The sequence below is a fragment of the Pseudomonas sp. Wu6 genome (assembly GCF_019891515.1).
Taxonomy (GTDB): domain Bacteria; phylum Pseudomonadota; class Gammaproteobacteria; order Pseudomonadales; family Pseudomonadaceae; genus Aquipseudomonas; species Aquipseudomonas orientalis_A.
Map to the genome: position 1 here is coordinate 62677 of NZ_JAFLXH010000004.1, position 24174 is coordinate 86850.

Sequence of the window (24174 nt, forward strand, 5' to 3'; positions counted from 1 at the left end):
CAGCCAAGTCGCTGTCCGTTTCAACCAAGCCTGTGCCCACTGGCGCAGATTATCTTGAGCGCCAGGCCACCCAACGATAAGGACTGCCCTCCATGGCAATCGTTCGCCCCACCCTTGAGCAGCTATTGGACATTACGAGCCGCCTGCATATGCGGCTCAGCCCCGAGCAAGCCAGTGAATACCTGGCCCTGATGCAGGGGAGCTTTGACGCTTATGACCTGATCGACGAACTGCCCGACTTCATTCCGCCGACGCGCTACGAGCGCAGTGCGGGCTATCGCCCCTCGGCGGTGCACAACCGGCTTAACGCCTGGTATTACCGCACCGAAGTCAGCGGTGCCCGTGAAGGCAAACTGGCAGGCAAGACGGTTGCGCTCAAGGACAATATTTCACTGGCCGGCGTGCCCATGATGAACGGCGCCAAGCCCCTGGAGGGCTTTGTGCCGTCGTTCGATGCCACCGTCGTCACCCGTTTGCTGGAGGCGGGCGCAACCATCCTCGGCAAAGCCACCTGCGAGCATTACTGCTTGTCCGGCGGCAGCCACACGTCCGATCCGGCGCCGGTGCACAATCCCTACCGCCAGGGCTATGCCTCGGGCGGCTCGTCTTCCGGCAGCGCGGCGCTGGTGGCCGCGGGCGAGGTCGATATGGCAGTGGGCGGCGATCAAGGCGGCTCCATCAGAATTCCTTCGGCATTCTGCGGCACCTACGGCATGAAGCCGACCCACGGCCTGGTGCCGTACACCGGCATCATGGCCATCGAAGCAACCCTCGACCACGCCGGCCCCATTACCGCAACGGTGCGCGACAACGCCTTGATGCTGGAAGTCATGGCCGGCGCGGACGGCCTCGACCCGCGCCAGGCCGCGCCGCAGGTCGACATCTACAGCGATTACCTGGACCGTGGCGTGCAAGGGTTGAGGATCGGTGTGTTGCGCGAAGGCTTCGAACTGGCCAACCAGGACCCGCGTGTCGCCGCCTCGGTGCGCACGGCCATTGCCCGGTTCGAGCAACTGGGCGCACAGGTCGAAGACGTGTCGGTGGCCGAACACCGGATTGCAGGCTCGCTGTGGCACCCGATCGGTTGCGAAGGCCTGACCATGCAGATGATGCACGGCAATGGCGCCGGGTTTAACTGGCAGGGGCTGTATGACCTCGCCTTGCTGGACAAGCAGACCGGCTGGCGCGAGCAGGCGGATGACCTGTCGGCCTCCCTGAAGCTGTGCATGTTCGTCGGCCAATACGGGGTCGAGCGCTACAACGGGCGTTACTACGCCAAGGCACAAAACCTCAGGCGCCTGGCGCGCGCCGGTTATGACGCGGCCTTGGCCCGCTATGACCTGCTGGTGATGCCCACCGTGCCGATCATCGCCCAACCCCACCCGGAACCGGGTTGCTCGATCACCGATTACGTGGCCCGCGCCCTGGAAATGATCGGCAACGCCTCGGCCCAGGACATTACCGGCCATCCGGCCATGTCGATTCCCTGTGGCCTGGTGGACGGTTTGCCGGTCGGGCTGATGCTCGTGGGCAAACACTACGCCGAAGGCACGATCTACCAGGCGGCCGCCGCGTTCGAAGCGGCCGTCGACTGGAAAACCGCCTAGCCGCTCCCGTGCAGCGCAACAACAATGCCCCGTGCAGCGCAACAACCATAACGCCAGGCGCTGCTTCGACCTTCACTGATGAGGAACTCACCGATGACCACCCTTGAAAAAACCACATCAACCCCGGGGGAACGCGCGCAGGCGTTATTGCAGGTGCTCAAGCAAAAGGACCTGATCCCCGAGGGCTACATCGAACACATGACGCAACTGATGGCGCACGAATGGAGCCCGCAGAATGGCGCCAGGGTGGTCGCCAAGGCCTGGGTCGACCCGCAGTTCCACGCGCTGTTGCTCAAGGACGGCACCGCCGCGTGCGCGCAGTTCGGCTATACCGGCCCGCAGGGTGAGTACATCGTCGCGCTGCAAGACACGCCGCGCCTCAAGAACGTCATTGTGTGCAGCCTGTGCTCCTGCACCAACTGGCCTGTGCTGGGCCTGCCGCCCGAGTGGTACAAGGGCTTTGAGTTCCGCGCACGCTTGGTCCGGGAAGGGCGCACCGTGTTGCGCGAGCTGGGCACGGAGCTGCCTGACGACGTGGTGGTCAAGGTCTGGGACACCAGCGCCGAAACCCGTTACCTGGTGGTGCCGGTGAGACCTGAAGGCTCCGAGCATATGACTGAAGAACAGCTTCAGGCACTGGTCACCAAGGACGTGCTGATTGGCGTCGCCGTACCTCGGGTTGGCTGAGCCCAGCCCCTTTTTGTTCAATTCCCGGAGGTTTCAGTATGGATGGCTTTCACGATCTCGGCGGTTTCCAGGGCTTTGGAAAAGTCCCCCACACCATCAACAGCTTGAGCTACCAACCGGTGTTCAAGCAGGACTGGGAACACCTGGCCTACAGCCTGATGTTCATCGGTGCCGATCACTTGAAGATGTTCAGCGTGGACGAAGTGCGCCATGCCGTCGAACGCCTGGACGTTCGCCAGCACGTCGGTACCCAGTACTACGAGCGTTATGTAATTGCGACCGCAACCTTGCTGGTCGAGAAAGGTGTGATCACCCAGGCGGAGCTTGATGAGGCCCTGGGGTCGCACTTCAAGCTGGCGAACCCTGCCCAGTCGAGTGGGCGTGCGGCACTCACCGGCCGCGCCCCCTTCGAAGTGGGCGACCGGGTGGTGGTGCGAAACGAATACGTGGCCGGGCATGTGCGCATGCCGGCTTACGTACGGGGCAAAACGGGCGTGGTGCTGCACCGCACGGCAGAAAAATGGCCGTTTCCTGACGCAATTGGCCATGGCGATACGCGTGCGGCGCATCAGCCGACCTACCACGTCGAGTTTCGCGTTAAAGACCTGTGGGGCGATGCGGCCAATGAGGGGTTGGTGGTGGTTGACCTGTTCGAAAGCTATCTGGACCACGCCGACGGCACGGTGAGCGCATGACGGACGACGCCTTGACAGGCCGACTGCCGGTGACGGTGCTGTCCGGTTTCCTCGGCGCCGGCAAGACCACGCTGCTCAACCATATCCTGCGCAACCGCGAAGGCCTGCGGGTGGCGGTCATTGTCAATGACATGAGCGAGGTCAACATCGACGCCGCCGAGGTGCAGCGCGATGTGTCGCTGCACCGGGGGCGCGACGAGTTGATCGAGATGAGCAACGGTTGCATCTGCTGCACGCTGCGCGCCGATCTGCTGGAGCAGATCAGCGCCCTGGCACGCCAGCAGCGTTTCGATTACCTGCTTATCGAGTCCACCGGCATCTCTGAACCGATGCCGGTCGCGGAGACGTTCGCCTTTCTCGACGCCGACGGCTTCAGCCTCAGCGAACTGGCACGGCTTGATACCTTGGTGACGGTGGTCGATGGCAGCCGTTTCCAGGGGTTGCTGGAGTCGTCGGACAGCGTCGCCCGCGATGACGCACAAGGCACGACCAGGCGGCCTCTGGCGGATCTTCTGATCGAGCAGGTGGAGTACGCCAACGTCATTCTCGTCAACAAACTGGACCTGCTCGATGCGCCGGGTTACCAGGCCGTGCAGGCGATCCTGGCGGGGCTGAACCCCAGCGCGCGGATCGTGCCGATGACCCACGGCAACACCGCGTTAGCCGGCATTCTCGGAACCCGCCTGTTCGATTTACCCAGCCTTGCGGCATCACCGGGCTGGATGAAACAGATGGAGGAGGGCGACGCAGCGGCCTCCGAGTCGCACACCTATGGCGTGACGTCCTGGGTCTACCGCGAGCGCGCACCTTTTCACCCGCAGCGCCTGCTCGACTTTCTCAGCCGTCCCTGGAGCAACGGACGCCTGTTGCGCAGCAAAGGTTATTTCTGGCTCGCCAGCCGGCATCAGGAAACCGGTCTGCTGGCACAGAGCGGCAGGCAGTTTCAGTGGGATTATGTCGGGCGCTGGTGGAATTTCATCGACCCATCGCAATGGCCGCAGGACCACTATCGGTTGCAGGGCATCATGGCCAAATGGGACAGCATTGTCGGCGATTGTCGCCAGGAACTGGTCTTCATCGGCCAGGACCTGGACACCCCCGCACTGCAACGCGCGCTCGACACCTGCCTGCTGAGTGCCGAGGAAATTGCCGCCGGCCCCGCCGTCTGGCAGGCCCTGCCGGGGGCGGCAGTCTTTGATTCACGGGCGTTGTCGACATCGACGTAAGCGACCGGCGCAGACAATACCAGGCGTTCGTAATTTGTCGCCGTTATCCACAATTTAAGGGCACGGTTAAAGATGAGTTGGCAATGGGTGAAGACAACTCGGGTATCGCCGGGGCCGTTAAAACCAGGTCGATGATTTATATGAGGAAATAAGCGGTTTTGTGTTGGTGTTTGTGAAGTTCTGCAACTGCCTGGGGAGGGTGGATGTGGAATTGCCCCCACTTTTTAACCTTGCCGTCTGTCAGATTGCCAGCACGCTGTCCGGTTCGCGACTAGTTTCTCCTTGGCAGGATGTTCAACAAGGAGATGAAAAAATGTCATGGACTTTCTATTTAACAATTACCAATGGTACGGACCGAACACTGGAAGTAACTAGCCAGTCAATCGAGTGGGGCACTTGGTATCGTGACTCTCAAGATGACAATGGCCCTTGCAGTATTGCGCCCAACACTACGATTCAAGCACTTGGTATCCGCGCAGCGCGAGGCACGTGGACGGGCTATGAGTGTCACGCGCAGTGGAAAGATAAGGTGCCGCCGGGGGAGAAAGGTTACGGGGCGATCACCTTGATGATTGATGTTCCGTTCTCGGGCTCCAACGATTCGAGCCTGACCAGTGGCGGTGCGCTGACCTCTTATGGTTGGCAAAACCTGCCTTCGGGTGGGCATGATTTCAACCGTTCAATCACTATTCGTGCAGGGCGAGACAAGAAGCTGGTACTCGAAGAAGAAGCGCTTGATCCGGTCGAGCAGGAATATCGTGAATATCTGCTGGAGCTTGCGGCAAGGAACCCCGATGTACGCGATTGGGATCAGGTTGAGAAAGACCTGACGCAAGTGGATGATTTCAATCCATTACAATATATCCCGGATGGCCCGACCCTGAGCCGGCGCCTGCTGGCCCGTTCCGAGCCGTTGGTCATCGAGCCTGAACTCTGGGATGGCATTGGCGATGTGGACTATCCAACACCTTATGCTCAGGATTTGTTCCTCGACGAATATTTTGCTGTTGCGATCTACAGCGTCGGGACTGATCCCAGAAGCTTCATCAATATCCCTGCAGGCTCTTCACGCAAGACCAGCGAGAAGATCACCGTCACGTCGGCAATAAAGAATGTGTTGACCGTCAGCTGGTCGCTCAAGACCTCCCTTTCAGAGAAAGCCGTCGAACCGGTATCCGGTTCTGAAGTGGCCTCCACACTGGATATGGAGTTCGGTGTGACCGATGTGCTGGAGGTGAGCCGGGAGTCGGTTACCGAATCGATTGTCGAGCAGGAGTTCAAGGCGCCGGAGGACAGTGATGTATTGATTGTGCCTTGGGTATTCAGCACGGCGGTTATTGTTTACCGGCGAACCAAGAAGGGCAAGGTCAGTCTGGTAGCGGTGTCTGAATGGGCGCAGATGCAGTTCTTCAAAAGTTACCGTGTACATACCCAATTAAAAATGTCCTGAACAGGAATGTCGACATGAAAATTTCCAGCGTCTTACTGATGAGTATTGCGTTTGTATGTCAAGGCATGGTCTTTGCTGATACACAGAAGTCCAATACTGAAACCTTGTTTTCTAACGATAAGCCACCGCTGATACAGACGGCACAAGAACAGGAGCAAAAAGATGTTGAGGCTGACCGCAATCAATGTTGGTCGGCCAAGAATTGCTCTGGAAAGATCCTGAACAATAAAGATGCACATAACTGTAAGTTGTCCGGCGGTAAGTCTTGGCGGAGCAAGACTACAGGGCAGTGCACCAATCTGTAAGTTAAGGTATCGAGTGTTTTTTTAAAGCGTGTTACCCGCATCGTAGGGTGAACACATCGGCAATGAGCCTCCACACCTTAATAGGCGTGGGGGCTCTTTTAATGGTGCGACTGAACAGATGCATGCCCGCGTATGGGCGCTTCGTGCGTGAGGAGCGTAGCGGGTGTCTGGACTCATCACTCCACCGTGCAGATCCAGCGGTGATTGTGCCGATAGGGCGCGCGGGTGAAGTGCACGTCGGACACCAGATTCAGGCCACGCTCTTTCAGGGCTTGGGTCAGTTGTACGAGTGTTTCTGCCTGGATAGTCATTTCGCTTACCTCGTCAGATTGACTGCGTTCATAATTCTTGACCGAGAGGGCAACTCGCTAATTCAAATTTTCTACAGCGGCGATTGATGCGCTCTGAAAGCCATCGTCGCAACGCCCTGTAGTCCATTGCTTATCTGAACCCGTGGGGCTGCACTTTTTTCCATTCTCCTGATCTACCTCTGTCCCAGCCACCCGATTCCTGCGGGTGGCCAACAGCCATAGACCCGGTGCCGATGGATCGAACGTCAATTGCTTTTATCACCCGCTGGCCGCTGTTGCTGGCTGCGCTGTTAGCGTTGTGTACCACTGGCTGCAGCCAGCAACAGGGCCGTGACATCGCCAGGCAGTTCAGCGACGGCAAGCCTGATGAGTTTTTTCAAACCAGCGTGGATCGCATGGCCACCCTGGGCATGCGCGACAATCTGCAAAGCCTTTATCTGCTGATGAGCAAGCTGTACCTGCGCAACCCCAGCCAGTGGCGCCAGTCCGGTTACCCGGATGCGGTGACCGCTGCGCGGACTATTCGTCAGGCGATCGAGAACCGTCAGCCGTTGCCAGCGCTGGGGGAGCGTCGTGACCTGGCGGCCCTGAGTTATTCCTTGAGCCCGGAGTTTCGTGGTGATCGGGTGGGGGCGTTTATCTATGCGATTGGCAGCATGCTCGTGACCGCCCACGGTGGGCGCACGCAGTTTTACGTGACCGACTCCATCAACCCGCAGTTCGTCAGCAATGCCGCACGTAATATCGAAAAAGCCACCTGGCTGCTCGGCCAGCGCCAGGACGCCAACGGCGTGTTGCTGCTGTTTTCCAATGAGATCTCGGAGGAGGGCAGCAACCTCAGTTTCGCCGTCGAGTTCGGCAAGATTGTCGCGCGCCTCGACCTGCTGACCCAGATACTCGATGAGCGCTACCGACGCATTGGCCTCAACTACGCGCAAAGTCTGCTGCTGATGAATTTCTTGCCTGTGCAGTGACACGCCGGCGCCAACGAACGATTAATCGGTACGGTGCGTCCCTTTCCTCTGTAGGAAGTTGCCTATCCTGCCCTCGACCGCTTGAAACCTGCCCCCGGTCGGCCCTAGCCTCGGACTTTTCTTAAACATGAGGGCCTACCTTGGGTAAGCGAAAAACGGTTTGGCCTACTGATCGCGAAATCCGCCTGCGATTTATCCTGTTTGCCGTCATCGACGCCGCGAGTGTCCAAGGGGTCGCTTCGGAGGTGCTGATACCCGCGCACAAACTGCTGCGCGACGCGCCGACGGAGGCGCAGCTATGCGACACGCTGGCCGACATATTGGCCACCGATCAGATGTACGGTTTCAGGTTTCCCGTCGGCTCAGACGCTGACGATCTGATGCAGACGCTGGAGTGGTCGGGCAAGCGGGGCAGCGATTGATCAATGGGTTTTCATTTAAATAATCCTGGTCCTATACGGTTGTGGGAAGAGTCCGTGACTTGAATCGCGCGTGACTTGGCGGGTGTGGGAGTCTTCCCATGACTGCTCGCGTGCCGGCATTGCCGTGCCCGCTCCCGTATTTCAAGGACCTGCCCATGCTGTTGCGCCAACCCCCGCTGCTGTTCGCCGCCCTGACCCTCAGTTCACTGGTACAGGCCGAAGACCTGCAGTTGGCGCCGGTCGAAGTCACCGCGTCCGAAGCCAGCGCCGGCGAGATCGCCCAGGCACAGCTCAACAGCGTGCCCGGCGGTACCAACTTCATCGACATGGACAGCGTGCAGCAGGGGCGGGTGAGCACCAACGAAGATGTCTTCAAGTATCAGGCCGGGGTGTACGCCAAGGCGGCGAATAACGAAGGGGTCAAGTTATCCATTCGCGGTTCGGGCTTGAACCGCAGCCCGGGTTCCCATGCCTCCGGGCTGTATGAAATGTTCGACGGCCTGCCGCTGACCGGCCCCGGCGGCACGCCCTATGAACTCAAGGACCCGTTATGGCAGAGCCGGGTGCAAGTGCTGCGCGGCGCCAACGGTTTCGATCAGGGCGCGTTGGCCCTGGGCGGCGCCGTCAACTATGTGACCCGCACCGGTTATGACGCGCCCAAACTGCAAGTGCGCTATGAGGCGGGCAGCCGGGGTTACGCCCAGCGCGAAATCAGTTCCGGCCAGGTGCTCGGTGATGCCGATTACTACATCAGCCTCACCGATTCGCAGTCCGACGGTTACCAGCAGCAAAGTGCCGGGACGGGCAAGGGCATCGCGGCCAACTTCGGCTATCGCTTCAACCCCAACCTGGAAACGCGCTTCTATCTGCGCTACCGCGAAACCACCAATGACACGCCGGGCAAGCTCACCCGCGAGCAGATCAGCCATGACCCGCGCGCCGCCAACAGCCTCAACGCCGCCCGCGATTCCAAACGCTTGCAACCGGGTTCCACCTGGCTTGCCAACAAGACCACGTTGCAGCTGGATGATACGTCCCGCGTCGAGGTCGGGCTGGCCTATCACGACTACCCGATGGACCTGCGCGAAGGCACCAATCGCCTGAAAGTCGCTTACACCGACATCAGTGGCACGCTCAATTACATCCGCCAGGACAGCCTGTTCGGCCATGACAGCACCACCACCCTCGGCCTGCGCACCACCCAGGCGATGCCCAACAACGGCGCCTCGGAGTACGTGCGCGTCCCGGCCGGCAACACGGCGGGCTACGCGCCCGGCACCAAGACCCGTGACTACACCTACCTGGGCTCCGACACGGTGCTGCATGTCGGCAACGAGCTGGAGCTGGTCCCCGACCTGTGGCTGACCACTGGCGTAGCCGCGATTTATACCCGCCGCGAAACCCAGGTCACCTATCCGGACGGCCAGGCACCGACGCGTCAGCACGATTGGGACTACGCGCCACGCATCGGCCTGCGCTATGACGTCACCCCGCAATTGCAGGTGTACGGCAACCTGAGCCGCTCGGTCGAGCCGCCGCACGCCTGGTCGATGATCTGGGGTTCCAATAAATATTTCGCTGCCGGCAGCGGCGCGGCCACCGGCTTGCAGCGCGAAGGCGTGAAGTTGCGCAATCAGACCGCCACCACCCTGGAAATCGGCGGGCGCGGCGAGGCCTGGCTTGGCCAATGGGACCTGGCGCTCTACCGCTCCGAAGTGCGCCACGAACTGTTGACCGTGGAAACCCAGGCCCAGACCGCGACCGCCAGTGCCATCGTCGCCGAAGCCAATGCCAGCCCCACCGTGCATCAAGGCGTGGAACTGAGCCTGCTCAGCCCGTTGTGGGAAGGCGGCCGCAATGGCCGGCTTGCGCTGCGCCAGGCCTATACCTTCAATGACTTCCACTACCGCGACGATGATCGTTTCGGCGACAACACCTTGCCCGGCATCCCCAAGCACTATTACCAGGCGCAACTGCGCTACAGCCACCCGAGCGGTTTCTACACCAGCCTCAACACCGAGCATGCCTCGCGGGTGGCGGTGGACTACGCCAACTCCTATTACGCCGCGGCCTACACCACCCTTGGCGCAACGTTCGGCTACGACGCGCCCAGGCAGGACTGGCAAGCCTGGGTCGATCTGCGCAACCTGACCAATCGGCGTTATGCCAACACCGTTACGCCGGGTTACGACGACAAAGGCATGGACGTAGCCCGTTCCACACCCGCTGACGGGCGTGGTGTTTACACCGGCGTGTCGTGGCGTTGGCGCTGAATCAACCTTCGTGCTGGCGCAGGCGCTTATAGAGGGTATTTCGGCTCACGCCCAGCTCCCGCGCCAGGTGGGAAATGTTCCCGCCAGCGGCGGCCAGGCGTTGGTTGAGGTCAAGGTTGTCATCCAGGCGTTCGCGGCTGGACAGCGGCGCCGCCTGTTTCAAGTCGGAAAAAAAGTCATCGGGCAGGTGCTCCGGGCGAATCGGCTGTTCTTCGGCCATCGCCAACGCCACCTGCAACACACTGCTCACCTGACGCAAATTGCCCGGCCACGGGTGCTGGTCGAACAGCTTGAGCACCTCGCCACTCAGCCCGGCCCACTGGGTGGGCTCACGGTGTTGCTGCCACAGTTGCTGGAACAGCGCCTGCTTGTCGCTGCGCTCGCGCAACGGCGGCAGCTCCAGGGTCAGGCCGCCGATGCGGTAGTACAAATCCTCACGAAAGCGCCCGGTTTGTACCAGCTCCCGTAGCGCGCGGTTGGTCGCCGAGATGATGCGCAAGTCCACCGCGAACACCTCGCTGCTGCCCACCGGTTGCACGCACCGCTCCTGCAGCACACGCAGCAGGCGGGCCTGGGTGGGTAACGGCATGTCGCCGATTTCATCGAGAAACAGGGTGCCCTTGTCGGCCTTGCGGATCAGGCCGATGCTGCCTTTTTGATTGGCGCCGGTGAACGCGCCTTTTTCATAGCCAAACAGTTCCGATTCCACCAGCTCAGCCGGAATCGCCGCACAGTTCACCGCGATCAATGCCTGGCGGCTGCGGGAGCTGGCCTGGTGCAGGGCTTTGACGAACACCTCTTTGCCCACGCCGGTTTCGCCGTGGATCAACAACGGAATGTCTTTTTCCAGCAGGCGCTCGGCCTGGCGCACGGCTTTCTCCACGCGCGCATCGCCAAAGTGCAGGGTGTTGAGGCTGACGGCGGTCGGCTTCGACGGCGCAGGCTGATTGAACAGCCGCGCCTGTACCGGCGTCTGCCTGGGCCGCTTGAGCAGGCACTGGAAACGATTGCGTCCCGGCGCCTGCAGGGAAAACGGCAGCCCCTGCGGCTGATTCAACAACTCCAGCAGCGATACCTTGAACAAGCTGTCGATCATCACCCGCGACAAACTGATGCCCAGCAGGTTGTCTGCGCGGCGGTTGGCCGACAGCACCTGGCCGCTTTCATCGAAGATCAGCAGGCCCGCCCACTGGCTGTCGAGGTTGCTCAGCCCGGTGTTGAACGTCAGCTGGAAATGCTCGCCGCGAAACAGGTTGAGGATCAGCCGGTTCTCCACGGTCTGGCTCATCATCTTGACCATGCCCAGGGTGTGGGAGGGCGGCAGGTAGCTGTCGCTGGACACATCCAGCACCGCAATGATCTCGCGTTGGGCGTCGAAAATCGGCGCCGCCGAACCGGTCATGAAGCGGTTGGCCTTGAGGAAGTGTTCGTCGTGTTCGATATGCACCGCCTGGGCGCAGGCCAGGGCGGTGCCGATGGCATTGGTGCCGCTGGCGCGCTCCATCCAGCTGGCGCCTGCGCTGAAACCACGGGCCAGCCCGGGTTCGATAAACCGCTGGGTGCCCCACGACGTCAGGACCTGGCCCTGGTTGTCGGCGAGCATGATCAGGCAGTTGGAATTGCTCAGGATGTTTTCGTAGTAGGGCAGCACCTCCTGGTGGGTGGTCTGCACCAGTGAATGCTGGCTCTCCAGCAACTGCCGAATGCCCTCGGCGGGCAACTGATCGAAGCTGGGGACGCTTTGGTGATCCAGTCCGAACGCGCGGCAACGGCGCCAGGAGTCCTGGATGATGGTGTCGTGAGCCAGTGGTTCGGCCATGGGTGACCTTCTTTTTATTGTTATAGGGCTTACACAATTCAACTATTGGAATGGTTTCAAGTGTGGGAGGGGGCTTGCCCCCGATAGCGGTGGGTCAGTCAGCACTTCCGTTACTGATGTACCGCCATCGGGGGCAAGCCCCCTCCCACATTTAATCTTCATCGCCCATAAAGTGTTGTTCACAACTGTTCATTGTCAACTGCAAATCTGTTCAATTGTTCAGCCTGAACTGTTCATTTTATTCACGCTTGAACATGCCTCTGAGCCCATTCCCTTGTGAATCAATCACCTGCCATCCTTGGCACGAAACTCGCTCTGACAACTGGCCAGATTCATTCCAATAATAAAAAGGTCGTGTCATGTCATTGACCCTGGAACATGTCTCCCGCGTTGTTGAAGGTCAAACCTGGATCGACGACGCCACCCTGCGTTTCGAACCCGGTTCCTTCAACGTATTGCTCGGTCGCACGCTGTCCGGCAAGACCAGTCTGATGCGCCTGATGGCCGGGCTGGACAAGCCCGACAGCGGCCGCATCCTGATGAACGGTGTGGATGTCACGCAAAAGCCGGTACGCCTGCGCAACGTGTCGATGGTCTATCAGCAGTTCATCAACTACCCGACCATGACCGTGTTCGAGAACATCGCCTCGCCCTTGCGCCAGGCCGGTGTGTCCAATGAGCTGATCCAGAGCAAGGTGCTGGAAACGGCGCGGATGCTGCGCATCGAGAAATTCCTGCAACGCCATCCGCTGGAACTGTCCGGCGGCCAGCAGCAGCGTACGGCCATGGCCCGGGCCCTGGTCAAGGACGCCGAGTTGATCCTGTTCGATGAGCCGTTGGTCAACCTGGACTACAAGTTGCGCGAAGAACTGCGCCAGGAAATGCGCGAACTGTTCAAGGCGCGCCACACCATCGCCATTTACGCCACCACCGAACCCAACGAAGCCCTGGCGCTGGGCGGTACCACCACCATTCTTCACGAGGGCCGGGTGATCCAGAGCGGCAAGGCCGCCGAGGTCTATCACCAGCCGCAGACCGTACTGGCGGCCGAGCTGTTTTCCGAGCCGCCGATCAACCTGATGCCGGGGCGCATCAGTGGCAATGAAGTGAGCTTCGCCAACTTCGTGCACTTTCCGCTGAATGTCGACCTGCGTCCCATCGGCGAAGGCGAATTCCGTTTCGGCGTGCGCCCCAGCCATATCAGCCTGGTACCCAGCAACGACGATGACCTGGAACTGGCGGTGACCGTGGAGGTGGCTGAAATCAGCGGTTCGGAAACCTTCCTGCACGTGCGCAGCGAACATTTCCTGCTGGTGCTGCACTTGCCTGGGGTGCATGAGTACGACGTCGACGCGCCGATCCGCGTGTATATCCCCACCCATAAACTGTTTGTGTTCGATGGTCAGGGTCGTTTGGTCCAGGCCCCCGGGCGCCGTATTGCGAGGGTTGCCTGATGGCCGAGATCCATTTGCGCAACCTGGCGCACAGCTACAGTCCGACGCCGAATGGGCCGGAAGACTACGCCATTCGGGAAATGAATCACGTGTGGGAGCAGGGCGGTGCCTACGCCTTGCTCGGGCCGTCGGGCTGCGGCAAGTCGACCCTGCTAAATATCATCTCCGGCCTGCTCAGCCCGTCCGAGGGCCAGGTGTTGTTCGACACCCAGGTGGTCAACGACCTCACCCCGGAGAAGCGCAACATCGCCCAGGTGTTCCAGTTCCCGGTGGTGTACGACACCATGACGGTGTTCGACAACCTGGCGTTTCCGCTGCGCAACCAGGGCATGGCCGAGGCGAAAATTCACAGCAAGGTGCAGGAAATCGCCGAAGTCCTCGACCTGCAGAACCTGCTGAGCAAAAAAGCCCGCAACCTGACCGCTGACGAAAAACAGAAAGTCTCCATGGGCCGTGGCCTGGTGCGCGACGACGTCTCGGCGATCCTGTTCGATGAGCCGCTGACGGTGATCGACCCGCACCTGAAGTGGAAACTGCGGCGCAAGCTCAAGCAGATCCACGAGCAGTTCAATATCACCATGGTCTACGTCACCCACGACCAGTTGGAAGCCTCTACCTTCGCCGACAAGATCGCGGTGATGTACGGCGGGCAGATCGTGCAGTTCGGCACGCCGCGCGAATTGTTCGAGCGCCCCAGTCACACCTTTGTCGGCTATTTCATCGGCAGCCCCGGGATGAATCTGATTCAAGTGCAGGCCGAGGCGGGCGGAGTGCGCTTTGCCGGCACCCACCTGCCACTGTCCGAAGCCTTGCAGCGACGTCTCGAGGCCACCGATTACAAAAAACTGCAGGTGGGTATTCGTCCGGAGTTCATCCACGTGTGGGACGAGCCCAACCCTGACGCGCTGCAGGCCGACGTCACCCACGTGGAAGACCTGGGCACCTACAAGATCATGACCCTCAACCTCGACGGCGCCACGCTCAAAGTGCGCCTGGCCGAAGACAAACCAGTGCCCGAAGGCCGCGCCTGCATCAGCTTCCCGGCGCAATGGCTGATGCTCTACGCCGATGATTACCTGCTGGAGGTGCTGCCATGAACAAGGTGCAGAACAACAAGGCCTGGTGGCTGGTGCTGCCGGTGTTCCTGCTGGTGGCGTTCAGTGCCGTGATCCCGATGATGACCGTGGTCAACTACTCGGTGCAGGATATTTTTGACCAGTCCAGCCGCTACTTCGTCGGCGCCGACTGGTACAAACAGGTGCTGCTCGACCCACGCCTGCATGACTCGCTGCTGCGCCAGTTCATCTATTCGGCCTGTGTGCTGCTGATCGAAATTCCCTTGGGTATCGCCATCGCCCTGACCATGCCGACCAAGGGGCGCTGGTCGTCGCTGGTGCTGATTGTGCTGGCGATCCCCTTGCTGATCCCGTGGAACGTGGTCGGCACCATCTGGCAGATCTTCGGGCGCGCCGATATCGGCCTGCTCGGTTACAGCCTCAATGCCCTGGGCATCAGCTACAACTACGCGGCCAACACGGCGGACGCCTGGGTCACCGTGCTGGTGATGGATGTGTGGCACTGGACATCCCTGGTGGCGCTGCTGTGCTACTCGGGGCTGCGCGCGATTCCGGACGTGTACTACCAGGCGGCGCGCATCGATCGCGCATCGGCCTGGGCGGTGTTCCGACATATCCAGCTGCCGAAGATGAAAAGCGTGCTGTTGATTGCGGTGATGCTGCGCTTCATGGACAGCTTCATGATCTACACCGAGCCGTTCGTACTCACCGGTGGCGGGCCGGGTAATGCCACCACGTTCCTGAGTCAGACCTTGACCCAGATGGCCGTGGGCCAATTCGATCTCGGCCCGGCGGCGGCGTTTTCCCTGGTGTACTTCCTGATCATCCTGTTGGTGTCCTGGCTGTTCTACACCGCCATGACCCACTCCGACGCCAACCGCTGAGGCCGCCAACATGAGCAAGCGCAAACTTATTCCGCTACTGGTTTACATCCTGTTCCTGCTGGTGCCGATCTACTGGCTGCTGAACATGTCCTTCAAGAGCAACACCGAAATCCTCGGCGGGCTGACGTTGTTTCCGCAGGATTTCACCCTGGCCAACTACAAAGTGATCTTCACCGACCCGAGTTGGTACACCGGCTATCTCAACTCGCTGTACTACGTGAGCCTGAACACGGTGATCTCCCTGAGCGTGGCGTTGCCGGCAGCCTACGCGTTTTCGCGCTACCGTTTCCTCGGCGACAAGCACCTGTTCTTCTGGCTGCTGACCAACCGCATGGCGCCGCCGGCGGTATTTTTGCTGCCGTTTTTCCAGCTGTATTCGTCCATCGGCCTGTTCGATACCCATATCGCGGTGGCGCTGGCGCATTGTTTGTTCAACGTGCCGCTGGCGGTGTGGATTCTTGAGGGTTTCATGTCCGGCGTGCCCAAGGAAATCGACGAAACCGCCTACATCGACGGCTACTCGTTTCCCAAGTTCTTCGTGAAGATTTTCATCCCGCTGATCGGCTCCGGCATCGGTGTGACGGCGTTTTTCTGCTTCATGTTTTCCTGGGTCGAACTGTTGCTGGCGCGCACGCTGACCTCGGTCAATGCCAAGCCCATCGCGGCGGTGATGACCCGCACGGTGTCGGCCTCGGGTATCGATTGGGGCGTGCTGGCGGCGGCGGGGGTGTTGACTATCCTGCCGGGCATGCTGGTGATTTGGTTTGTTCGTAACCACGTGGCCAAGGGCTTCGCCCTGGGCCGGGTCTAGAGGAATCAATGATGGAATGGATGGCCTGGACCACCCCCACGGCGCTGTTCTTTGGCGGCATCGCGCTGATTCTGGCGGGCATGACCACCTGGGAGTTGCGCTCGCCGAGTATCCCTCGGCGCGGTTTTCTGCCGATCAGCACCACCCGTGGTGATCGCTTGTTTATCGGTCTTCTCGGCAGCGCCTACCTGCATCTGCTGGTCATCGGCGTTACCGACTGGAGCATCTGGGTGGCGTCCGCGCTCTCCCTGGTATGGCTGTTGAGTGTGATGCGTTGGGGCTAGGTAGGCACCACCCTGTAGGAGCGAGCGTGCTCGCGAAAATCGTCAACGATAACGCAGTGCTCCTGGTAGCCCGCGGTGTTTGTGAGTTTTTCGCGAGCAAGCTCGCTCCTGCAAGAAAGGGGTGTCTGCGAGTCCCGTGTGAAATTAACCTGGAGGTCTCTATGTTGAATAAAAACAATAAGCTGCGACATAGCATTTCATTGGCCGCAGTACTGGCCCTCAGTGGTTTGAGCGCTTCGGCCTGGGCGGATGCGTATGAAGATGCGGCGAAAAAATGGATCGGCAGCGAGTTCAAACCGTCCACGCTCACCGAAGCCCAGCAGCTTGAGGAATTGAAGTGGTTTATCAAGGCCGCCGAACCCTTCCGTGGGATGAAGATCAACGTGGTGTCGGAAACCCTCACCACCCACGAATATGAATCCAAGGTGCTGGCCAAGGCCTTCAGCGAAATCACCGGGATCAAGCTGACCCACGACCTGCTGCAGGAAGGCGACGTGGTGGAGAAGCTGCAAACCCAGATGCAATCGGACAAGAATATCTATGACGGCTGGGTCAACGACTCGGACCTGATCGGCACGCACTTTCGCTACGGCAAGACCGAATCCATCACCGACCTGATGGCCAACGAAGGCAAGGACTTTACCTCGCCAACCCTGGACCTCAAGGACTTCATTGGCCTGTCTTTCACCACTGCGCCGGACGGCAAGATCTACCAGTTGCCCGACCAGCAGTTCGCCAACCTTTACTGGTTTCGCGCCGACTGGTTCGAGCGCCCGGAGCTGAAAGCCAAGTTCAAGGAAAAATACGGCTACGAGCTCGGCGTGCCGGTGAATTGGTCCGCCTATGAAGACATCGCCAAATTCTTCAGCGAAGACGTCAAGGAAATCGACGGCAAGCGCGTCTATGGGCACATGGACTACGGCAAGAAAGACCCGTCCCTGGGCTGGCGTTTCACCGATGCCTGGTTCTCCATGGCCGGTGGCGGCGACAAGGGTTTGCCTAACGGCCTGCCGGTCGACGAGTGGGGCATTCGCGTGGAGGACTGCCACCCGGTGGGTTCCAGCGTGACCCGCGGCGGCGACACCAACGGCCCGGCGGCGGTGTTCGCCACGCAGAAATATGTGGACTGGATGAAGGCCTATGCGCCACCGGAAGCGGCGGGCATGACCTTCTCCGAATCCGGCCCGGTGCCGTCCCAGGGCAACATCGCCCAGCAGATCTTCTGGTACACCGCGTTTACTGCCGACATGGTCAAGCCGGGCCTGCCGGTGGTGAACGCCGACGGTACGCCGAAATGGCGCATGGCGCCGTCGCCGGTCGGGCCGTACTGGGAGAAGGGCATGAAGAAGGGCTATCAGGACGTGGGTTCCTGGACCTTCCTCAAGTCCACGCCGGAGAAACAGAAACTCGCGGCCTGGCTCTACGCGCAGTTCGTCACCTCCAAAACCGTGTCCTTGAAGAAAACCATCGTCGGCCTCACGCCGATTCGTGAGTCCGATATCAACTCCCAGGCCATGACCGACATGGCCCCCAAACTCGGCGGGCTGGTGGAGTTCTACCGCAGCCCGGCGCGCACCGAGTGGTCGCCGACCGGCACCAACGTGCCGGACTATCCACGTCTGGCGCAACTGTGGTGGAGCAACATCGCCGCCGCCGCCAGCGGCGAGAAAACCCCGCAACAGGCGCTGGACAACCTGGCCAAGGAGCAGGACGCGATCATGACGCGCCTGGAACGCTCCAAGGTGCAACCGGTGTGCGGCCCGAAAATGAACCCCGAGCGTGACGCGCAATACTGGTTCGACCAGCCGGGCGCGCCAAAACCGAAACTGGCCAACGAGAAGCCCAAAGGCGAGACCGTGAACTACAACGACCTGCTCAAACAGTGGGAGGCGGCGCGTAAATAACAACGCAGCAACCCAGGATGTAAAAAATGTGGGAGGGGGCTTGCCCCCTCCCACATTTTCACCGCTCGGATAAGCTGGCCTGCATTTCATCTGGTGGTCCGAGACAGCATGCCGGGTTGCGACTAGACTGCTGAGCATTCATACAGGAGGTCATCTGATGGGTGTTCCACTTTCCCCAATTGTTTCGGAGTTTGAAACCGAAGAACAGGCGAGTAGCCATGATCGCTGGTTTCGTAAAAAGGTCGAAAAAAGCCTGAGCAGTCCCGGCCCTGGTGTCGCGCATGATGAGGTCATGGCGAGGGTTGAAGCGATCATTCAGGAAGCGGAGCGTAAACAGAGGGCGAATGCCTGATGCTGTCCGTTGTTTGGCTTGATGAAGCCATCAGCGACCTGATTGATATCGTGACCTTTATCGCAGCACACAACCCTGGCGCCGCCCGACGCCTCAAAACCCGCCTTGAAGGTGCGCCGTTACCGCTGACGGAACATCCGTACTTGTATCCGAACGGTCGAGTTCCAGGGACTCGCGAGATCGTCGTTAACCCTAATTACGTGCTGGTTTACCGAGTCACCGCAGAGCGCATTGAGATCGTCAGCGTATTGCACGCCCGGGAAGAGTATCCCTGATTTTCTGCGCCTCAAATCTTATCGGTAGGAAAAGCCACTAACCCAGGCATCACGACCGCTTATCCCCCCTTCAACAACCTCATTTGAATTTTCCGCACCTCCCAAGGCTCTGCATTTTATAGGCGCGTGGTTCAAGCGCTTTTGCGGGGCCGCCTTGCAGGCTGGCCCGTTGTAACGGACTTTGCGGAAACTGCCACCATGACACTCCTCACAGCGCTGTCGGGCCAACCGGCCTCTGTCACAGACTCGGCCCAGGGCCGCCATCAACGGGTCTACCAACAGCTGTATGGTGAATCTGCGGATGCCACGCAAGTGGCGCGTGACTACCTGCAGGATCAATTGGCGCAGGTGGAAGCGACCGTCAGCGACCTGCCGGAGGTGCCCGAGCAGTTGCCGGCCTGGGTGGAACAGCGCTGCGCCGCCGTGGCCCAGGCCTACGCCGAGTACCTGGAGCAACGCCAGCAAGGCCGGCCGCGCCGCTACTTCCACAGCAAGGCGCACGCGCTGTATGTGCTGCAACGCGTGGCCCCGACCAAACAGGTCGACGGTGCGTGGCTCTACGGCCTGCTGCGCTATTGGCAGGATCAGCGCTTCGACGGCCTGCTGACCACTTACCTTGAAGAGTTGGGCGACGGCGAAGCCGCACAGAACCATGTGGTGATCTATCGCAAGCTGCTCAGCGAGCATGATGCCGACAGCGAGGCGGGGCTCGAGGACGGCCACTATCTGCAAGGCGCATTGCAACTGGCCCTGGGCCTGTGTGCCGAGGAGTTCCTGCCGGAAATCATCGGCTACAACCTGGGCTATGAGCAGTTGCCGCTGCACCTGCTGATCACTGCCTACGAACTGAGCGAGCTGGGCATCGACCCCTATTACTTCACCCTTCACGTGACCATCGACAACGCCAGCAGCGGCCACGCCAGCAAAGCCGCGCAGTCGGTACTCAACCTGCTGCCGCTGGGGGAGGGCAGGGAAGACTTCTACCGTCGTGTCGCCGCCGGCTATCGCCTCAATGACCTTGGCCCAGGCACCACTGCGGTCATCGAGGGCTTTGATCTGCAGGATGAAGTGATGGCCATGCTCGAACGCAAGCGCAGCTTTGGCCAGCATATGCATTCGGACTACTGCCGCTTCGAAGGCAAGACAGTCAATCAGTGGCTGGCCAAGCCCGGGCAGATGGGGGAATTCCTCAGGGCGATGGAGGAAAAGGGTTGGATCAAACGCAACCAGGACCCCGCCGAGAGCCGCTTCTGGCAGTTGATCGAAGGCGCGGGCGCGGCGATGTTCGGGGTGTTCAGCGGCTATGAAAAACAGGTGCTGCATGACTGGATCGCCGGTGACTGGATCGGCACCCAGCGTGTGGCCCCGGTACGACCGGGGCGCGGCAGCCGTTTCAGCCGCGAACAGCACCGCCCGGCTGATCCGGATACCCAGGCCCTCGTCGAATCACTCTGGAGCCTGCCCGATGAGCAGCAACTGGGCGCGCTGATCCCGTGGATGTCGGCGCGGCGCCACTGCAGCCCTGCCGGGTTGTATGCCACCCGCCGTTTTATCCAACTGCGCGCGCGTCTGCGCTAAGGAAATCTGTCCATGTCTGCACAACAACTGGCTGATCGTGCCCTGCTCAACCTTGGCCGAGGCTTGAAGGAGAGCGGTTACCGTTTTATCACCCCGACACCACTGACCCACGAGCGCGTGTTCCGGCGCTTGTCGACCCCGCTGGCGATGAACCTGCGCGATGTGTTCGGCTGGTCCATGCCGTTCGACAACGACCTGCTGCCCGAGGCCTTTCGTGAAGAGCTGCAGCAGGCCGGAGTGATTGAAAAACACGACGCGCTGTGGCGCAGCAGCGTGCGCTGGTCGAGCCTGGGTGACCTGTTGTTTGCCCATTCGCCTTATCCCACGGTCGAGGCGGACGCGGTGTTTTTCGGCCCTGACAGTTATCGATTCGCCCAGGTGATCGAAGCCTATTTGCAGCAACGCTTCGAGCCGCTCAAGCGCGCGGTGGACATTGGCTGCGGGGCGGGGGTCGGTGCGCTGGTCGTCGCCCATGCGCGGCACGACGCCGAGGTGCTCGCGGTGGACATCAACCCGCGCGCCCTGCGCCTGACTGCGGTGAATGCCGAGCTGGCCGGCCTCGCGAATGTAAGTGTCTACCAGAGTGACGTGCTGACCAGCGTCGAAGGCGAATTCGACCTGATCGTCGCCAACCCGCCGTACATGAATGACGACCGCCAGCGCGCCTATCGCCATGGCGGTGGTGCGTTGGGCGAGCAGTTGTCGGTGCGCATCGCCGGCGAATCCCTCGGGCGTCTGGCCGTTGGCGGTAGCCTGTTGCTGTATACCGGCGTGGCGATGGTGGCCGGCGGCGATCCGTTCCTGGACGCGGTCAAGCCGTTGCTGGCCAGCGATGCCTATGGCTGGACCTACCGTGAGCTGGACCCGGACGTCTTCGGCGAAGAACTCGACAAGCCCGGGTATGAACGCGTCGAGCGGATCGCTGTGGTGGCGCTCACGGTCACGCGCCTGCGCTGAACGACCATTTATCGCTTACCGCCGCACGGTGATGGAACACCCGGCGCGGGGCGTGCCCTTAACTAGTAAGTCCCCATCACAGGAGTGCAGCCCATGCGCGCGATGACCTACCAAGGCGCCCATAAAGTCCAGGTCGATACCGTCCCTGACCCGATCATTGAGCAACCCGACGACATCATCTTGCGCGTCACCGCCACCGCGATCTGCGGCTCGGACCTGCACCTGTACCGGGGCAAGATCCCCACGGTGGAGCATGGCGATATCTTCGGGCATGAGTTCATGGGCATCGTCGAGGAAACCGGCCCGGCGGTTACGGCGGTGCAGCGCGGTGACCGCGTGGTGATCCCCTTCGTGATCGCCTGTGGCGACTGTTTTTTCTGTCAGTTGCAGCAGTACGCCGCCTGCGAAACCACCAACGACGGGCGTGGCGCAATCCTGAATAAAAAGGCGATCCCATCGGGTGCCGCGTTGTTCGGCTACAGCCGCCTGTACGGCGGCATCTCCGGTGGCCAAGCGGAGCTGGTGCGGGTGCCCAAGGCCAATGCCGGGCCGTTCAAGGTGCCTGGGTTGCTGGCGGATGAAAAGGTGTTGTTTCTCTCCGACATCCTGCCCACGGCCTGGCAGGCGGTGACCAATGCCGGTATCGGCAAAGGCGCAAGCGTGGCGATCTATGGCGCCGGCCCCGTGGGTCTGCTCAGCGCGGCGTGCGCGCAGATGCTCGGTGCAGAGCAAATTTTCATGGTCGACGATCATCCCTATCGCCTGGCCTACGCACAAAAGATGTATGGCGTGATCCCGATCAACTTTGAAGAGGACGACGACCCGGCCGACACCATCATCCGCCAGACCGCCGGCATGCGCGGCGTCGACGGCGTGGTGGATGCGGTGGGTTTTGAGGCCAAGGGCAGCACCACCGAAACCATTCTCACCACCTTGAAGATCGAAGGCAGCAGCGGCAAGGCCCTGCGCCAGTGCATCGCGGCCGTGCGCCGTGGCGGGGTGGTCAGCGTGGCCGGGGTGTATGCCGGCTTTATCCATGGCTTCATGTTTGGCGATGCGTTCGACAAGGGCCTGACCTTCAAGATGGGCCAGACCCACGTGCAGCGCTACTTGCCGGAATTACTTGAGCACATTGAACTCGGGCATTTGAATCCCGAGGCAATCGTTACCCATCGACTGTCTCTGGAACAGGCCGCGCGGGGCTATGAACTGTTTGATAAAGCCGAGGAGGAATGTCGCAAGGTGATTCTGCTGCCGGGGATTAGCGAACGGCCGCTGACCGAGCCGCTGGAAGAACTGTCTCCCGAGCTCCGCATGCAAGGCGTCCCCGGTTTTTAATCGGCGAATACAAAACCAATGTGGGAGGGGGCTTGCCCCCGATTGCGGTGAGCCAGCTAAGCATTGGTTGGCTGACACACTGCTATCGGGGGCAAGCCCCCTCCCACATTTGAAGTGTGTTCAAGCCAATGCTTGTGGCTGAATGTGCAATTGGCCGTCCATGTCCTTGACCAACCCACTGGCCAACAGCAGTGGCGCCACGCGCTTGTGCAACTGCGGCTCGACAAATTCCTTCACCGTCTCCAACGCCAACACACCGCTGAGCGGCAGCTCGGCCTTGGTGTACGACAACCAGGCCTTTTTCAGCACCATCAGCACATCACTGCCCGCTGTCGAAGCAAAGCGACGGTGCATCGGCTTGCCGTCGAAGTTGAACGTGTGCTGGAAGCCGTAGCCGGTTTCATCGCCACCGCTGGCGGTGCAGCGTATGCAGGTGCAGGGGCCGTCGCCAAACGCGTCGCGCAGGTAGGCGTTGAAGTCCACCACGGGTTTGAGTGACAGGCGCTTATCGACCTCGAACAGGTCCCCGGTCATTTTTTCGTCAGTGTTCAACGTCCATTCCTCGCAAGTCGGTAGCGGTGTTCCAAAGCGCGGCACAATACCAGCCGAGCGCGCGTTTGGGGATTTTTTGCAGTGGGCGGGCCAATCCTCAACGGAAAAACTCCCCCGGCGTGGCGTCGAATTGCTGGCGAAACGCGTTGATGAACGCCGACGTCGATTCATAACCACAGCCCAGCGCCACGTCCGTTACCCGCTCGCCTTGCTCCAGGGCGGGCAGGGCGCTCAGCAGGCGCAGGCGCTGGCGCCACGCGCGGAAGGTCAGCCCGGTGTCACTCAGAAACAAGCGGCTGAGGGTTTTTTCGCTGATCCCCAGCTTGCGGCTCCAATCCCCCAGGGTGGTCTGCTGCTCCGGATGCAGGTGCAGGCTGCGGTAGATCTGCCGCAAGCGGGCGTCATGGGGCAGGGGTAGCATCAAGTCCACCTGGGGCGCGGCGGCGAGTTGGTCGAGTATCACCTGGGCCAGGCGGCCATCGGGGCCATCTTCGGCATAGTCCGCCGGCCGTTCGCTGAAGCTGCGGATCAACTCGCGCAACAGGCTGCTCACCTCCAGCACGTGACAGTGCCCGGCCGCCCACGCCGTGACGCTGCAATCCAGGTACAGGCTGCGCATCTCGGTGTGGGGCGCGCTGTAGACGCGGTGCGGCATGCCCGCCGGAATCCACACCGCACGCTGGGGCGGTGCGACGAAGCGGCCGGCACTGGTCTGGATCTCCAGCACCCCGGAAATGGCGTAGGACAACTGCACCCACGGATGGCTGTGCCGCCGCGTCAGCGCACGATCAGGCAACGATTCGGTGCGCCCATACACCGCTCGCGGCAGGCTGGACAGCCCGGGAATCGTGCGTCGGACGGTTTTGTGCTGTCCTTTAGGCGGCATTTACTGGCTCATTGGCGTTAGTCGGTAATAGGACGTTACGTTAGAGTCGCCCCA

Annotated in this window: 24 protein-coding genes; 20 read left to right on the forward strand and 4 right to left on the reverse strand. The window is 60.8% G+C overall.

From position 1 onward, the window contains the following. Positions 1-92: 92 nt before the first annotated feature. The 6 genes from J1G34_RS03780 (at position 93) to J1G34_RS03805 (ending at position 5970) form a co-directional block, all read left to right on the forward strand. On the forward strand, positions 93-1607 hold the full coding sequence (locus tag J1G34_RS03780; RefSeq protein ID WP_222993365.1) for an amidase: 1515 nt from the start codon (positions 93-95) through the stop codon (positions 1605-1607). Positions 1608-1700: 93 nt separating this feature from the next. Further along, positions 1701-2294: a nitrile hydratase subunit alpha gene (gene nthA, locus J1G34_RS03785; RefSeq protein ID WP_065892819.1), complete on the forward strand. Its 594-nt coding sequence runs from the start codon at positions 1701-1703 to the stop codon at positions 2292-2294. Positions 2295-2332: 38 nt separating this feature from the next. Then, positions 2333-2989 carry a nitrile hydratase subunit beta gene (nthB, locus tag J1G34_RS03790; protein ID WP_222993367.1) on the forward strand — a complete coding sequence of 219 codons (657 nt, stop codon included), beginning with the start codon at positions 2333-2335 and terminating at the stop codon, positions 2987-2989. Continuing rightward, positions 2986-4215, forward strand: a complete 1230-nt coding sequence (locus J1G34_RS03795) for a GTP-binding protein (RefSeq protein WP_222993368.1) — start codon at positions 2986-2988, stop codon at positions 4213-4215. Before nthB ends, J1G34_RS03795 begins: the two co-directional genes overlap by 4 nt. 205 nt (positions 4216-4420) lie before the next feature. Next, positions 4421-5665, forward strand: coding sequence for a hypothetical protein (locus J1G34_RS03800; RefSeq protein ID WP_222993370.1), 1245 nt, complete (start codon positions 4421-4423; stop codon positions 5663-5665). A gap of 14 nt (positions 5666-5679) precedes the next feature. Then, on the forward strand, positions 5680-5970 hold the full coding sequence (locus J1G34_RS03805; RefSeq protein WP_065892823.1) for a hypothetical protein: 291 nt from the start codon (positions 5680-5682) through the stop codon (positions 5968-5970). 176 nt (positions 5971-6146) lie between these two features. On the opposite strand, the gene J1G34_RS27085 is transcribed toward J1G34_RS03805, so the two are convergent. Next, positions 6147-6281, reverse strand: coding sequence for a hypothetical protein (locus J1G34_RS27085; protein ID WP_256095189.1), 135 nt, complete (start codon positions 6279-6281; stop codon positions 6147-6149). A gap of 233 nt (positions 6282-6514) precedes the next feature. On the opposite strand from J1G34_RS27085, the gene J1G34_RS03810 reads away from it, so the two are divergent. From J1G34_RS03810 to J1G34_RS03820, 3 genes are all read left to right on the forward strand, one after another. Continuing rightward, on the forward strand, positions 6515-7255 hold the full coding sequence (locus J1G34_RS03810) for a hypothetical protein (protein ID WP_065892825.1): 741 nt from the start codon (positions 6515-6517) through the stop codon (positions 7253-7255). Positions 7256-7395: 140 nt separating this feature from the next. Beyond that, positions 7396-7677, forward strand: a complete 282-nt coding sequence (locus J1G34_RS03815) for a hypothetical protein (RefSeq protein WP_065885006.1) — start codon at positions 7396-7398, stop codon at positions 7675-7677. Positions 7678-7832: 155 nt separating this feature from the next. Next, a complete protein-coding gene (locus tag J1G34_RS03820) occupies positions 7833-9950 on the forward strand; it encodes a TonB-dependent receptor family protein (RefSeq protein ID WP_222993427.1) in 2118 nt (705 codons plus the stop codon). Between the two features lies 1 nt (position 9951). Here J1G34_RS03820 and J1G34_RS03825 read toward each other — a convergent pair whose 3' ends face one another. Beyond that, positions 9952-11769, reverse strand: coding sequence for a sigma-54-dependent Fis family transcriptional regulator (locus J1G34_RS03825; RefSeq protein WP_222993372.1), 1818 nt, complete (start codon positions 11767-11769; stop codon positions 9952-9954). Positions 11770-12128: 359 nt separating this feature from the next. Here J1G34_RS03825 and J1G34_RS03830 point away from each other — a divergent pair, with 359 nt between their 5' ends. From J1G34_RS03830 to J1G34_RS03880, 11 genes are all read left to right on the forward strand, one after another. Then, positions 12129-13223, forward strand: coding sequence for an ABC transporter ATP-binding protein (locus J1G34_RS03830; protein ID WP_065885009.1), 1095 nt, complete (start codon positions 12129-12131; stop codon positions 13221-13223). After that, entirely contained in the window at positions 13223-14320 is a 1098-nt protein-coding gene (locus J1G34_RS03835) for an ABC transporter ATP-binding protein (protein ID WP_065892828.1), read from the forward strand. Before J1G34_RS03830 ends, J1G34_RS03835 begins: the two co-directional genes overlap by 1 nt. Next, positions 14317-15183: a carbohydrate ABC transporter permease gene (locus tag J1G34_RS03840; RefSeq protein ID WP_003174635.1), complete on the forward strand. Its 867-nt coding sequence runs from the start codon at positions 14317-14319 to the stop codon at positions 15181-15183. The genes J1G34_RS03835 and J1G34_RS03840 overlap by 4 nt, the downstream gene beginning before the upstream one ends. A 10-nt stretch (positions 15184-15193) precedes the next feature. Continuing rightward, positions 15194-15994, forward strand: coding sequence for a carbohydrate ABC transporter permease (locus J1G34_RS03845; RefSeq protein ID WP_003192012.1), 801 nt, complete (start codon positions 15194-15196; stop codon positions 15992-15994). A gap of 11 nt (positions 15995-16005) precedes the next feature. Next, entirely contained in the window at positions 16006-16278 is a 273-nt protein-coding gene (locus J1G34_RS03850; protein WP_003232363.1) for a DUF2160 domain-containing protein, read from the forward strand. Between the two features lie 161 nt (positions 16279-16439). Further along, a complete protein-coding gene (locus J1G34_RS03855) occupies positions 16440-18182 on the forward strand; it encodes an ABC transporter substrate-binding protein (protein WP_065885013.1) in 1743 nt (580 codons plus the stop codon). A gap of 157 nt (positions 18183-18339) precedes the next feature. Next, positions 18340-18534, forward strand: a complete 195-nt coding sequence (gene relB / locus J1G34_RS03860; RefSeq protein WP_065892829.1) for a type II toxin-antitoxin system RelB family antitoxin — start codon at positions 18340-18342, stop codon at positions 18532-18534. Continuing rightward, positions 18534-18809, forward strand: coding sequence for a type II toxin-antitoxin system RelE/ParE family toxin (locus J1G34_RS03865; protein WP_222993374.1), 276 nt, complete (start codon positions 18534-18536; stop codon positions 18807-18809). Before relB ends, J1G34_RS03865 begins: the two co-directional genes overlap by 1 nt. A gap of 198 nt (positions 18810-19007) precedes the next feature. Then, positions 19008-20387, forward strand: a complete 1380-nt coding sequence (locus J1G34_RS03870) for an iron-containing redox enzyme family protein (RefSeq protein ID WP_122463390.1) — start codon at positions 19008-19010, stop codon at positions 20385-20387. A 12-nt stretch (positions 20388-20399) separates the two neighbouring features. Then, entirely contained in the window at positions 20400-21344 is a 945-nt protein-coding gene (locus tag J1G34_RS03875) for a methyltransferase (protein WP_122560412.1), read from the forward strand. Between the two features lie 93 nt (positions 21345-21437). After that, positions 21438-22682 (forward strand): zinc-dependent alcohol dehydrogenase, encoded by a 1245-nt coding sequence (locus tag J1G34_RS03880; protein ID WP_222993376.1) that lies wholly within the window; start codon positions 21438-21440, stop codon positions 22680-22682. Positions 22683-22802: 120 nt separating this feature from the next. On the opposite strand, the gene J1G34_RS03885 is transcribed toward J1G34_RS03880, so the two are convergent. Both J1G34_RS03885 and J1G34_RS03890 read right to left on the reverse strand, forming a co-directional pair. Then, complete coding sequence (locus J1G34_RS03885) at positions 22803-23234, reverse strand: hypothetical protein (RefSeq protein WP_222993378.1); 432 nt, start codon at positions 23232-23234, stop codon at positions 22803-22805. Between the two features lie 97 nt (positions 23235-23331). Further along, positions 23332-24120, reverse strand: a complete 789-nt coding sequence (locus J1G34_RS03890) for an AraC family transcriptional regulator (protein ID WP_065892835.1) — start codon at positions 24118-24120, stop codon at positions 23332-23334. Between the last annotated feature and the right edge of the window lie 54 nt (positions 24121-24174).

Excerpts from the sequence above, each read along its gene's own strand:
- J1G34_RS03825 (WP_222993372.1), bottom strand. The coding sequence starts at position 11,769 with ATGGCCGAACCACTGGCTCACGACACCATCATCCAGGACTCCTGGCGC.
- J1G34_RS03795 (WP_222993368.1), top strand. The coding sequence starts at position 2,986 with ATGACGGACGACGCCTTGACAGGCCGACTGCCGGTGACGGTGCTGTCC.
- J1G34_RS03865 (WP_222993374.1), top strand. The coding sequence starts at position 18,534 with ATGCTGTCCGTTGTTTGGCTTGATGAAGCCATCAGCGACCTGATTGAT.
- J1G34_RS03805 (WP_065892823.1), top strand. The coding sequence starts at position 5,680 with ATGAAAATTTCCAGCGTCTTACTGATGAGTATTGCGTTTGTATGTCAA.
- relB (WP_065892829.1), top strand. The coding sequence starts at position 18,340 with ATGGGTGTTCCACTTTCCCCAATTGTTTCGGAGTTTGAAACCGAAGAA.
- nthA (WP_065892819.1), top strand. The coding sequence starts at position 1,701 with ATGACCACCCTTGAAAAAACCACATCAACCCCGGGGGAACGCGCGCAG.
- J1G34_RS03875 (WP_122560412.1), top strand. The coding sequence starts at position 20,400 with ATGTCTGCACAACAACTGGCTGATCGTGCCCTGCTCAACCTTGGCCGA.
- J1G34_RS03830 (WP_065885009.1), top strand. The coding sequence starts at position 12,129 with ATGTCATTGACCCTGGAACATGTCTCCCGCGTTGTTGAAGGTCAAACC.
- J1G34_RS03850 (WP_003232363.1), top strand. The coding sequence starts at position 16,006 with ATGGAATGGATGGCCTGGACCACCCCCACGGCGCTGTTCTTTGGCGGC.
- J1G34_RS03840 (WP_003174635.1), top strand. The coding sequence starts at position 14,317 with ATGAACAAGGTGCAGAACAACAAGGCCTGGTGGCTGGTGCTGCCGGTG.
- J1G34_RS03880 (WP_222993376.1), top strand. The coding sequence starts at position 21,438 with ATGCGCGCGATGACCTACCAAGGCGCCCATAAAGTCCAGGTCGATACC.
- J1G34_RS03835 (WP_065892828.1), top strand. The coding sequence starts at position 13,223 with ATGGCCGAGATCCATTTGCGCAACCTGGCGCACAGCTACAGTCCGACG.
- nthB (WP_222993367.1), top strand. The coding sequence starts at position 2,333 with ATGGATGGCTTTCACGATCTCGGCGGTTTCCAGGGCTTTGGAAAAGTC.
- J1G34_RS03810 (WP_065892825.1), top strand. The coding sequence starts at position 6,515 with ATGGATCGAACGTCAATTGCTTTTATCACCCGCTGGCCGCTGTTGCTG.
- J1G34_RS03820 (WP_222993427.1), top strand. The coding sequence starts at position 7,833 with ATGCTGTTGCGCCAACCCCCGCTGCTGTTCGCCGCCCTGACCCTCAGT.
- J1G34_RS03845 (WP_003192012.1), top strand. The coding sequence starts at position 15,194 with ATGAGCAAGCGCAAACTTATTCCGCTACTGGTTTACATCCTGTTCCTG.
- J1G34_RS03870 (WP_122463390.1), top strand. The coding sequence starts at position 19,008 with ATGACACTCCTCACAGCGCTGTCGGGCCAACCGGCCTCTGTCACAGAC.
- J1G34_RS03780 (WP_222993365.1), top strand. The coding sequence starts at position 93 with ATGGCAATCGTTCGCCCCACCCTTGAGCAGCTATTGGACATTACGAGC.
- J1G34_RS27085 (WP_256095189.1), bottom strand. The coding sequence starts at position 6,281 with ATGACTATCCAGGCAGAAACACTCGTACAACTGACCCAAGCCCTGAAA.
- J1G34_RS03890 (WP_065892835.1), bottom strand. The coding sequence starts at position 24,120 with ATGCCGCCTAAAGGACAGCACAAAACCGTCCGACGCACGATTCCCGGG.
- J1G34_RS03855 (WP_065885013.1), top strand. The coding sequence starts at position 16,440 with ATGTTGAATAAAAACAATAAGCTGCGACATAGCATTTCATTGGCCGCA.